This window comes from Streptomyces adustus, assembly GCF_009377175.1.
Classification (GTDB): domain Bacteria; phylum Actinomycetota; class Actinomycetes; order Streptomycetales; family Streptomycetaceae; genus Streptomyces; species Streptomyces adustus.
In genome coordinates, this window is the sequence record NZ_VJZD01000107.1 from 17,649 (window position 1) to 29,361 (window position 11,713).

Here is an 11,713-nt window from a genome sequence, read left to right on the forward strand (position 1 = left end):
CGCAACGGGCAACGGCACCGAACGGGTGCTGTCACGTAACTCGTTCGAGGGCAGGTCGCGAGGTTTGCGAGACTGGTGCGGTGAGCAGCGCACCCCTCGCCCCCCGAGTCATCGCCGTCGTCGGACCGACCGCGGCCGGAAAGTCCGATCTGGGCGTCTTCCTGGCCCAGCGGCTCGGCGGCGAGGTCGTCAACGCCGACTCCATGCAGCTCTACCAGGGGATGGACATCGGCACCGCCAAGCTGACGCGGCAGGAGCGCGGCGGCGTACCCCACCACCTCCTCGACGTCTGGGACGTGACCGTCACGGCCTCGGTCGCCGAGTACCAGCGGCTCGCCCGGGAGCGGATCGACGCGCTGCTCGCCGAGGGGCGCTGGCCGATCCTGGTCGGCGGCTCCGGCCTGTACGTGCGCGGTGCCGTCGACAACCTGGAGTTCCCCGGCACCGACCCCGAGGTCAGGGCCCGCCTGGAGGAGGAGCTGACCCTGCGCGGCTCCGGCGCGCTGCACGCCCGGCTGGCCGCCGCCGATCCCGAGGCCGCCCGGGCGATCCTGCCCGGCAACGGGCGCCGTATCGTGCGCGCCCTGGAGGTGATCGAGATCACCGGCCAGCCCTTCACCGCCAACCTCCCCGGTCACGACTCCGTCTACGACACCGTGCAGATCGGCGTCGACGTGGCCCGCCCCGAGCTCGACGAGCGCATCGCGCGCCGGGTCGACCGGATGTGGGAGGCGGGGCTCGTGGACGAGGTACGCGCGCTGGAGGCGCGAGGCCTGCGCGAGGGGCGTACGGCGTCGCGTGCGCTCGGCTACCAGCAGGTGCTCGCGGCGCTCGCGGGGGAGTGCACGCACGACGAGGCGCGGGCGGAGACCGTCCGTGCCACCAAACGCTTCGCGCGCCGTCAGGATTCATGGTTCAGGCGCGATCCGCGGGTGCACTGGTTGAGTGGGGCTGCGGCGGATCTCACAGAACTTCCCCAGCTTGCGATGGCGTTGGTCGAACGACCGGTTACAGCCTGATCACGTGATGGCATCGGGACGCCCAGGCCGTCATCCAGGCCTGTTGCGTCATGCCATCATCGAGCTTCGATCGACCAAGTGGAGTCCGAGTTGGGAGGGCGCGTGGCGATGGAGGCCGGCCCTCGCGACACCGCACGAGACACCGAGCCCGTCATCATCGACCGTGGTGATGCGGAGCAGGAAGTGGATCGGCTGAGTCCCGACGGCCCCGACGAGATCCAGGGCGGTGTGACCGCCGACGGTCCCGAGCCCGAGGAGATGTTCGCGAGCGGGCCCGAGGTCGAGGTCGAGCTGCGTCCGCAGCGCCGACTGCGCATCTGGCAGCTCGCGCCCATCGTGGCCCTGGCCGCGACCGGCTCCCTGATGTTCGCCTTCCCGCTGGCCTTCGACTTCGGCGACAGCGGCGCGGTCATCGCCATGCTCGGCCTGCTGATCTCCTCCTGCGCGGCCGGCTGGGGCATGATGGCCGCGCTCCGGGTCGGACACACCTGGCCCGGACTGCCCGCCCGGGGCTCCGGACGCCGGCCCGACTGGCGGATGGTGCTCATGTACGTGGTGCTGGTCGCCGCGGTCGTGGTCCTCGCCGTCTGGCGCGTCGCCCGGCTGCGCTGACGCGCCGTCCCCGTCGGGCGGGCCTCTCGCCGCCGTCGGAGTGTCACCCTCACCCCGTACGATCGAGGGATGAGCTCGCGGATCGCCTTCCTCAAGGGTCACGGCACCGAGAACGACTTCGTGATCGTCCCGGACCCCGACAACGTCATCGACCTACCCGCGGCCGCCGTGGCCGCCCTGTGCGACCGCCGCGCGGGCATCGGCGGCGACGGCCTGCTGCACGTGGTGCGCTCCGCCGCGCACCCGGAGGCCAGGGCGATGGCGGCCGAGGCCGAGTGGTTCATGGACTACCGCAACGGCGACGGCTCGACCGTCGAGATGTGCGGCAACGGCGTACGGGTGTTCGCCCGCTATCTCCAGCACGCCGGCCTGGTCACCGAGGGCGATCTCGCGGTGGCCACGCGCGGGGGCGTGAAGACGGTGCACATCGCCAAGGCGACGGCCGACGGCGGTCCGGCCGCGGGCGAGATCACCGTCGGCATGGGCAGGGCGGTCCTCCCCGACGGGGACGTCACCGTGACCGTCGGCGAGCGCACCTGGCCCGCACGGAACGTGAACATGGGCAACCCGCACGCGGTCGCCTTCGTCGAGGACCTCGCGCACGCCGGTGACCTGTACACCCGGCCGCCGTTCCACCCCGCTTCCGCCTACCCGCACGGGGTGAACGTCGAGTTCGTGGCCGACCGCGGCCCGGGGCACGTGGCGATGCGGGTGCACGAGCGCGGCGTCGGCGAGACCCGCTCGTGCGGTACGGGCGCGTGCGCCGTCGCCGTGGCGGCCGCCCGCAGGGACGGTGCCGACCCGGCCGTGACCGGGACTCCGGCGACGTACACCGTCGACGTGCTCGGCGGACGGCTGCTGATCACCGAGCGGCCCGACGGAGAGATCGAGATGACCGGTCCCGCGGTGATCGTCGCCGAGGGCGAGATCGACTCCGACTGGCTGGAAAACGCGGTTCGCTGAGCGAGTGGCGGGCATGGCATCCCAGTCGCGGAACCCGTCGTGTGCACGATGTGTCCATCTGAGCGACAGACGTGCGTACGAAACCACGGCCGATCTCAACTCGCTTGGCGTGAAAGCGTAAACCTCGTTTTCATCGCTCGAATGGGTGATCCGTTTCACGCTCGGCGAGAGACGGTCGGCCGCACGTGGTGGGCTCGGTAGCATCAAGCACCGGTTCGGACGGGGGATCGTCGTCATCCCCCGAGCCGTGCCCGCCATGGGGCACCCGTCCGCCGGTCCACGCAGCCGGAGGTGCCCATGAGTGCGGAGGCCACGAATCCCGCGACCCCAGGCCCGGTCACGCCGACCGTCGCCGTTCCCGCGGCGCCCGCCGCGCCGCGCCGGAGGGCCCGCCCCCGGATCGACCTGCGCCGCCTCGGCCGGGCCGCCCTGCTCGGCCCCGCCTCCCGCGACCGGCTGCCCGACGCGATCAGCCATGTCGCCGAGGCGCACCGCGCCCACCACCCCGACGCCGACCTGGAACCGCTGCGCCGCGCCTACGTGCTCGCCGAGTCCTCGCACCGCGGCCAGATGCGCAAGAGCGGTGAGCCGTACATCACCCATCCGCTCGCCGTGACCCTCATCCTCGCCGAACTCGGCGCCGAGACCACGACGTTGACGGCCTCGCTGCTCCACGACACCGTCGAGGACACCGAGGTCACGCTCGACCAGGTGCGGGACGAGTTCGGCGAGGAGGTGCGCTACCTCGTCGACGGCGTCACGAAGCTGGAGAAGGTCGACTACGGCGCCGCCGCCGAGCCCGAGACCTTCCGCAAGATGCTCGTCGCCACCGGCAGCGACGTCCGCGTGATGTCGATCAAACTCGCCGACCGGCTGCACAACATGCGCACCCTCGGCGTCATGCGCCCCGAGAAACAGGCCCGCATCGCCAAGGTCACCCGGGACGTCCTCATCCCGCTCGCCGAGCGGCTCGGCGTCCAGGCGCTCAAGACCGAACTGGAGGACCTCGTCTTCGCGATCCTCCACCCCGAGGAGTACCGGCACACCCGCGAACTGATCAGCGAGGACGCGGCCCGCCCCGACGCCCCGCTCGCCGAGATCGCCGACGAGGTACGCGGGGTCCTGCGCGAGGCCGACATCCAGGCCGAAGTCCTCATCCGGCCACGCCACTTCGTCTCCGTGCACCGCGTCGCCCGCAAACGCGGCCGACTGCGCGGCGCCGACTTCGGCCGGTTGCTGGTCCTCGTCAACGAGGACGCCGACTGCTACGCCGTGCTCGGTGAACTGCACACCTGTATGACGCCCGTCGTCTCGGAGTTCAAGGACTTCATCGCCGTCCCCAAGTTCAACCTGTACCAGTCGCTGCACACCGCCGTGGCCCGCGGGGACGGCCAGGTCGTCGAAGTCCTCATCCGCACCCACCAGATGCACAAGGTCGCCGAGGCCGGGGTGGTCGCGCTCGGCAATCCGTACGCTCCGCCCGCGGAGGAGCAGGCCGTGAGCGACGGCGAGCGCGTCGACCCCACCCGGCCCGGCTGGCTCTCCCGCCTCCTGGACTGGCAGGAGGCCGCGCCCGACCCCGACACCTTCTGGTCCACCCTGCGCGAGGACCTGGCCCAGGACCGCGAGATCACCGTCTTCCGGCCTGACGGTGGCGCGCTCGGCCTGCCCGAGGGGGCCAGCTGTGTCGACGCCGCGTACGCGCAGTACGGAGAGGACGCGCACGCGTGCATCGGTGCCCGCGTCAACGGCCGGCTGGCGACGCTGAGCACGGTCCTGAAGGACGGTGACACCGTCCAGCTGCTCATGGGCCAGGACCCGGCCTCCGAGCCCTCCAGGAAGTGGCTGGAGCACGCGCACACGCCCGCCGCCCGGATCGCCATCCAACGATGGCTCGCCACGCACCCGGTGAGCGAGGAGGACGACACCGAGATCCGCGACGAGGCCGACACCGGGGGCGCGGTACGAGCGGCGGAGGCGGCCGCAGGGGTGGACGGCGCTCCGCGCGTCGGAGCCCGGGGCGCGCACCGGACACCGACCCGTGGCGCCCAGGACGGGACGGGCCCGGGGAGCGCGCGAACCGCGCCGGGCGCGTCCGGCGGACCGGTCGCCACCGGGGGCGCATTCCGCCCCGCCGCGAGTGCCGTGGTCGACCTGCCCGGCGCGACCGTACGACTGGCCGGCTGCTGTACGCCCGTACCGCCCGACGAGGTCACCGGCTTCGCCGTACGCGGGGGAGTGGTGACCGTGCACCGCGTGGAGTGCGCCGGGGTGACGCGCATGAAGGACGCGGGACGTCCCGAGATGGGCGTGCACTGGGGGGACACCACCGCGTGCCGGGTCACCCTGGTCGCTGAATCGTTCGGCCGCCCCCACCTCCTGGCCGACCTCACCGAGGCCATCGCCCAGGAAGGCGCCGAGATCGTCTCCGCGACCGTGGAGCCCCCGAGCCAGCAGCGCGTACGCCACACCTACACCCTGCAACTCGCCGACGCGGCCCACCTGCCCGCCCTGATGCGGGCGATGCGCAACGTGCCCGGCGTGTTCGACGTGAGCCGCGCGCAGCATCACGCGCCGGCGATCTGAGTACACCCGGCCGCGCCGCACCGCACCTCGTGGCGCCCCATCGCACCCCGAATGCGCCTGAATTACCCGTTCGGGTGGGTTCGACGCGCGCCGTCACCAGAGTGCATGCATGCGCTGGTAGCCGTGGTGCATGTCGCACACCCTCCGCAACCGGGCTTCCCGGCCGCGTACCCGGGCCCCCCGACGGCTGACGGCAGCACTGCTCGCCTCGGCCGTCTCCGTCTGCCTCGTCGCCGCGAGCGCCCCGCCGGCCCCGCTCGGCGTCGGCGACCGCCTCTTCCCGTACCTCGGCAACCCCGGCTACAACGTGGCGTCGTACGACCTCTCCTTCACCTACCCCGGCCGCAACGACAAGCCCCTCCAGGCCGTCACCACCATCGACGCCTGGACGACCGCCTCGCTGGACCGCGTCAACCTCGACTTCGCCCACGGCACGGTCCGGTCGGTCGAGGTCGATGACCAGCCCGCCTCCTTCACCGCAGCCGGCGACGACCTGGTGATCACTCCCGAGACACCGCTGCCCGCGGGCAGCTGGATGCGCATCACCGTGCGGCACACCAGCGACCCCCGGGCCGTCAAGGGCCGAGACGGCGGCTGGGTGCGGACCGCGGACGGACTCGCGATGGCCAACCAGGCCGACGCCGCCCACCTGGTGTTCCCGTCCAACGACCACCCGTCCGACAAGGCGATGTTCACCATCCGGGTCACCGCGCCCAACGCCTACACCGCCGTCGCCAACGGGATCCCCACCGGGGTCGAACGAGTGGGCGGGGCGACCACCTGGACGTACCGCACCCTGCACCCCATGGCGACCGAGCTCGCCCAGGTGTCCATCGGCCGCTCCAGCGTCCTGCACCGCAAGGGACCGCACGGACTGCCCGTCCGGGACGTCGTGCCCACCAAGGACCGCGCCGTGCTCGAACCGTGGCTCAAGAAGACACCCGACCAGATCGCCTGGATGGAGAGCAAGGTCGGGCCCTACCCCTTCGAGACCTACGGCCTGCTCATGGCCCAGGCCTCCACCGGCTTCGAACTGGAGACACAGACCCTCTCCCTCTTCGAACGAAACGTGTTCACCGATCCCGCCTACCCCAAGTGGTACGTCGAGTCGGTCATGGTGCACGAGCTGTCCCACCAGTGGTTCGGCGACAGCGTCACCCCGCGCACCTGGTCCGACGTGTGGCTCAACGAAGGACACGCCACCTGGTACGAGTCCCTCTACGCCCAGGAGAAGGCGCACAAGCCGATGGCGGCGCGGATGAAGGCCGCCTACACCGCCTCCGACCGCTGGCGCGCGGCCGGCGGACCGCCCGCGGCCCCCAAGCGGCCCGATCCCGGCCAGAAGATCGGCATCTTCCGGCCCAACATCTACGACGGCGCCGCCCTCGCCCTCTACGCCCTGCGCCAGGAGATCGGCCGAGAGCGCTTCGAGCGTCTGGAGCGGATCTGGGTGCAGACCCATCGGGACCGCACCGTCACCACCGCCGAATTCGTACGCCTCGCCTCGAACGTCGCGGGACGTGACCTGACCGGGTTCTTCAGGGCGTGGCTCTACGGGAAGAAGACCCCGCCGATGCCGGGCCACCCGGACTGGAAGTCCACCGCCCCGGCCGCCGCCCCCGCGCCCGCTCCCACCGGCAGGCACAGCGCGCGATAACACGGATGACGGCACGGCTCGTCCCGTGCGACCATCGTCGGGCCGGCGGCGCGCCCCGGCGGTCCGCCCTCCGCGTCACGAGTGGCCGGGAATCTCCCGGGGTACTCGAACGTTGTGAGATGTGACGGATCGCGCTCCGTCGCCGAACCCGAATCACGATCGACGTAAGGATCCAATGACCTCCTCTTCTTCCTTTTCCCAGGACACCAAGCGCTTCGCGCACGCCTACCCCGAAGGTCTTCGGGCCGATGCCCTGATGGAAGAGGACGTCGCCTGGAGCCACGAGATCGACGGGGACCGGGACGGCGATCAGTTCGACCGCTCCGAGCGCGCGGCCCTGCGCCGCGTGGCCGGCCTCTCCACCGAGCTCGAGGACGTCACCGAGGTCGAGTACCGCCAGCTCCGTCTGGAGCGGGTCGTGCTCGTCGGTGTCTGGACCTCCGGAACCGTGATCGACGCGGAGAACTCCCTCGCGGAGCTCGCCGCGCTCGCGGAGACCGCGGGAGCGCTCGTGCTCGACGGCGTCATCCAGCGCCGCGACAAGCCCGACGCCGCCACCTACATCGGCTCCGGCAAGGCCCAGGAGCTGCGCGACATCGTCCTCGAGACGGGCGCGGACACCGTCATCTGCGACGGTGAGCTCAGCCCGGGTCAGCTGATCCACCTCGAGGACGTCGTCAAGGTCAAGGTCATCGACCGTACGGCCCTGATCCTCGACATCTTCGCCCAGCACGCGAAGTCCCGAGAGGGCAAGGCGCAGGTCGCGCTCGCGCAGATGCAGTACATGCTGCCCAGGCTGCGCGGCTGGGGTCAGTCGCTGTCCCGCCAGATGGGCGGCGGCAAGGGCGGCGGCCTCGCCACCCGTGGTCCCGGTGAGACCAAGATCGAGACGGACCGGCGCCGGATCCGCGAGAAGATGGCGAAGATGCGCCGGGAGATCGCGGAGATGAAGACCGGCCGCGAGATCAAGCGGCAGGAGCGGCGCCGCAACAAGGTGCCGTCCGTCGCCATCGCGGGCTACACCAACGCCGGGAAGTCCTCGCTGCTCAACCGTCTCACGGGCGCGGGCGTCCTGGTCGAGAACGCACTGTTCGCGACCCTGGACCCGACCGTGCGCCGGGCCGAGACCCCGAGCGGCCGGCTGTACACGCTGGCCGACACGGTCGGGTTCGTCCGGCACCTGCCGCACCACCTGGTCGAGGCGTTCCGCTCCACCATGGAGGAGGTCGGCGACGCCGACCTGATCCTGCACGTGGTGGACGGCTCGCACCCGAACCCGGAGGAGCAGCTGGCCGCCGTGCGCGAGGTGATCAGGGACGTCGGCGCCACCCAGGTGCCCGAGATCGTCGTGATCAACAAGGCCGACGCGGCCGACCCGCTGACGCTCCAGCGGCTGATGCGGATCGAGAAGCGCTCCATCGCCGTCTCGGCCCGTACCGGCCGGGGCATCCAGGAGCTGCTCGCGCTGATCGACAACGAGCTGCCCAGGCCCTCGGTCGAGGTCGAGGCGCTCGTGCCCTACACGCACGGCAAGCTGGTGGCCCGCACCCACTCCGAGGGCGAGGTGATCTCCGAGGAGCACACCCCGGAGGGCACTCTGCTCAAGGCCCGGGTGCACGAGGAGCTCGCGGCGGACCTCGCGCCGTACGTACCCGCTCCCGCGCTCTGACCGACTGCGCGAAGGCCCGCCCTCCGGGAGACGTTCTCCACGGGGGGCGGGCCTTCGCGTACGACGAGCCTGTGGCCAGTGGCCAGTGGCCTGTGGCCAGTAGGCAGTAGCCAGTGGCTAGTGGGCGAACTTGTCGCTGACCGAGGCGTACACGCTCTTGGCCACCGGACCCAGCCGCGGACCCGCCAGCCAGCCCGCCGTCACCGGGCCGATCGAGGTGTTGGACACCAGCGCGGGCTTGCCGTCCGCACCGGTCGCGACCCAGCCGCCGCCCGAGGAGCCACCGGTCATGGTGCACCCGATCCGGTACATCGTCGGGTCCGAGGCGTTGATCGACAGCCGGCCGGGCTTGTCCTGGCACCGGTACAGCGTCTGACCGTCGTACGGCGGCGCCGCCGGGAAGCCCGTCGCCGTGATGCTGTTCACCTTCGGCACGGCCGGAGCGTTGAAGTTCACCGGGAGCGCGGAACCGACCGTCTCCTCCAGCGACTTGCCCGTGCCGCCCTTCTCCGGCGTCACATGGATGACGGCGAAGTCGTACGGGGCTCCGTCGCCGCCCGTCGGACCGCCCCCGTTGATCCACTGGTCCGAGGTCTGGGCCCAGTCCGCCCACCACACACCGTAGGGAGCGACCTCCTCCTTGGGCGCGGTCTGCAACTGCTCCGCCGTGTCACCGGAGTTGTTGTACGACGGCACGAACGCGAGGTTGCGGTACCAGCCGCCCTTCTTGCCGGCGTGCACACAGTGGCCCGCCGTCCACACCAGGTTGGACTTGCCGGGGTGGGCCGGGTCCTGCACGACCGTCGCCGAACAGACCATCGTGCCCTCCGGGGAGTCGAAGAACACCTTGCCCGCCTCCGGGGCGTTGGCGTGGTACTTGGGCGCCACCGACGCGGCCCGTACCGGCGCGGGCGTCGGGTCGGTCACGCCCTGGTCACCCGAGAGGTCGTTCTCGTCCACGCCCTGATCAGGGTCGTCGGCGCCCCGCATCCGGTCCGAGCTCCACAGCCCCTCGATGATCGGGTTGACGTAGTCCTGCGCCTCGCGCAGCCAGTCGTCCTTGTCCCACTTCTTCCAGGCGCCCTTCTTCCACTTGTCGATGTCGATCCCGTGCTTCTTGAGCTTGTCCCTGATGTCGTCCGGGATCTTGATCTTGTCGTCGCCACCGCTGGTCGCGGAGGCCGACGCGGACGCCTGGATCCCGGCGTCCGTGTCGCCCGACGAGCACGCGGTGGCGGTGAGCGCCAGCACCGAGGCCAGGGCGACGGCCGCCGGCACGGGGGAGGTCCTGCGGCGCCTACTCCCCCCACGTCGAGCGGTGAACGACGGCCGTATGGATCGCATGGTCTGACTCCCCCTGAACGGAAACGACTTGGCGTGGGACACACGCCGTGGGAACGGCAACACACACTATGCGCTCGCTGTGGGCGAGCGCCGACGGATCGGCAACGGTTCGGCTACAAGGCGCCTGACCTGCCCCGTCGTTCGGAGAGCTGCCGAATCGGCGGCCTTACGCACCTGGTTGCTGCCTCCCCGCAGGTCCCGGCACGGCAAGGATCTTGAAGCAGGCCGTAACCCCGCGGGCGGTCCACGGTTGTTACCGGTGGGGACTGCGCGGGGGCATGCGGGGAGGAGTGGGAGCCGTGGCGGTGACCGAGGGAATCCTGCGGCGGCAGTCGGCACGCGAGTCGGCGGCGCGCACCTACGCACGAGCCCTGCCGATCGTGCCGGTGCGGGCCCGCGGGCTGACCATCGAAGGTGCCGACGGCCGCCGCTATCTCGACTGCCTCTCCGGCGCCGGGACCCTCGCCCTGGGACACAACCACCCGGTCGTCCTGGACGCGATCCGCAAGGTTCTCGACTCGGGCGCGCCGCTGCACGTCCTGGACCTGGCGACCCCCGTCAAGGACGCCTTCGTCACCGAGCTGTTCCACAACCTGCCCCCCGGACTCGCCGACCGCGCCCGCGTGCAGTTCTGCGGACCGGCCGGCACGGACGCGGTGGAGGCCGCGCTCAAGCTCGTACGGGCCGCGACCGGCCGCTCCGGCGTCCTCGCCTTCACCGGCGCCTACCACGGCATGACGGCCGGAGCCCTCGCCGCGTCCGGCGGGGCCTGCGACGTCCGCGTCACCCGCCTGCCCTATCCGCAGGACTACCGCTGCCCGTTCGGCGTCGGCGGTCCGAGCGGTGCCGAACTCGCCGCCCGCTGGACCGAGTCCGTCCTCGACGACCCCAAGTCGGGGGTGCGGCAGCCCGCCGGGATGATCCTCGAACCCGTTCAGGGCGAGGGCGGGGTGATTCCCGCGCCGGACACCTGGCTGCGGCGCATGCGGCAGATCACCGCGGACCGGTCCATCGCGCTGATCGCCGACGAGATCCAGACCGGGGTCGGCCGGACCGGCGCCTTCTGGGCGGTGGAGCACAGCGGTGTCACCCCCGACGTGATGGTGCTCTCGAAAGCCATCGGCGGCAGCCTCCCGCTGGCCGTCGTGGTCTACCGCGACGACCTCGACGTCTGGGAACCCGGCGCCCACGCAGGTACCTTCCGAGGCAACCAACTCGCCATGGCCGCGGGCACCGCGACCCTTCGCTACGTCCGCGAACACCACCTCTCCGAACGGGCGGCCACCCTCGGTTCGCACATGCTGACCCGACTCCGCGACCTGGCACGGGAGTTTCCCTGCATCGGGGATGTGCGGGGGCGCGGGCTGATGATCGGCGTCGAGCTGGTGGACGCGGAAGCCGACGCGGACGGGGAAGCCGAGGCGTACGCGGAGGCCGACGCATACGGAGTCGGAGACGCCTCCGCGCGCGGGCCGCGACCGGCGGCCCCCGAACTCGCGGCCGCCGTCCAGCGGGAGTGCCTACGACGCGGCCTGATCGTCGAACTCGGCGGCCGCCACTCCAGCGTCGTACGCCTGCTTCCGCCGTTGACCATCACCGACGACCAGGCCTCCGCCGTGCTCGACCGCCTGGCCGACGCGGTGGCGTCGACGGCCGGGAAGCGTGCGGCCCCGGACCGGACGCCGGTGCCGCAGGGCCGTCGACGCCGTCAGGACGACCGCGCCGACCGCGCCGAGCGTGCGGGGTAGCGGGCGACGGACGGCGCAGCCCAGTCGGCGCGGACCACATCCGGACGCCGGTCGCCGCACCAAGCCAGAAACACCCGTGAGGAACCGACTTGAACACCACCCCCTATGCCACCCC

General features: G+C 71.6%; 8 protein-coding genes. 7 read left to right on the top strand and 1 reads right to left on the bottom strand.

Annotated features, from left to right (window positions below):
- Window positions 1-80 precede the first annotated feature (80 nt).
- From miaA to hflX, 6 genes are all read left to right on the top strand, one after another.
- A complete protein-coding gene (gene miaA / locus FNH09_RS24605; RefSeq protein ID WP_162469038.1) occupies window positions 81-1,019 on the top strand; it encodes a tRNA (adenosine(37)-N6)-dimethylallyltransferase MiaA in 939 nt (312 codons plus the stop codon).
- 108 nt (window positions 1,020-1,127) lie between these two features.
- Complete coding sequence (locus tag FNH09_RS24610; RefSeq protein ID WP_152891597.1) at window positions 1,128-1,631, top strand: hypothetical protein; 504 nt, start codon at window positions 1,128-1,130, stop codon at window positions 1,629-1,631.
- Between the two features lie 69 nt (window positions 1,632-1,700).
- Window positions 1,701-2,594, top strand: coding sequence for a diaminopimelate epimerase (gene dapF / locus FNH09_RS24615; RefSeq protein WP_152891581.1), 894 nt, complete (start codon window positions 1,701-1,703; stop codon window positions 2,592-2,594).
- A 297-nt stretch (window positions 2,595-2,891) separates the two neighbouring features.
- The gene (locus FNH09_RS24620; RefSeq protein ID WP_152891583.1) at window positions 2,892-5,180 is read left to right on the top strand and encodes a RelA/SpoT family protein; all 2,289 of its coding nucleotides are present in this window, start codon (window positions 2,892-2,894) and stop codon (window positions 5,178-5,180) included.
- 130 nt (window positions 5,181-5,310) lie between these two features.
- Complete coding sequence (locus FNH09_RS24625; RefSeq protein ID WP_152891585.1) at window positions 5,311-6,837, top strand: M1 family metallopeptidase; 1,527 nt, start codon at window positions 5,311-5,313, stop codon at window positions 6,835-6,837.
- A gap of 175 nt (window positions 6,838-7,012) precedes the next feature.
- Complete coding sequence (gene hflX / locus FNH09_RS24630) at window positions 7,013-8,506, top strand: GTPase HflX (RefSeq protein WP_152891587.1); 1,494 nt, start codon at window positions 7,013-7,015, stop codon at window positions 8,504-8,506.
- 117 nt (window positions 8,507-8,623) lie between these two features.
- On the opposite strand, the gene FNH09_RS24635 is transcribed toward hflX, so the two are convergent.
- On the bottom strand, window positions 8,624-9,850 hold the full coding sequence (locus FNH09_RS24635; protein ID WP_152891589.1) for a trypsin-like serine peptidase: 1,227 nt from the start codon (window positions 9,848-9,850) through the stop codon (window positions 8,624-8,626).
- Between the two features lie 278 nt (window positions 9,851-10,128).
- Between FNH09_RS24635 and FNH09_RS24640 the strand changes: the two genes are divergently transcribed.
- Window positions 10,129-11,598, top strand: coding sequence for a diaminobutyrate--2-oxoglutarate transaminase family protein (locus FNH09_RS24640; RefSeq protein ID WP_152891591.1), 1,470 nt, complete (start codon window positions 10,129-10,131; stop codon window positions 11,596-11,598).
- The last annotated feature ends 115 nt before the right edge of the window (window positions 11,599-11,713 follow it).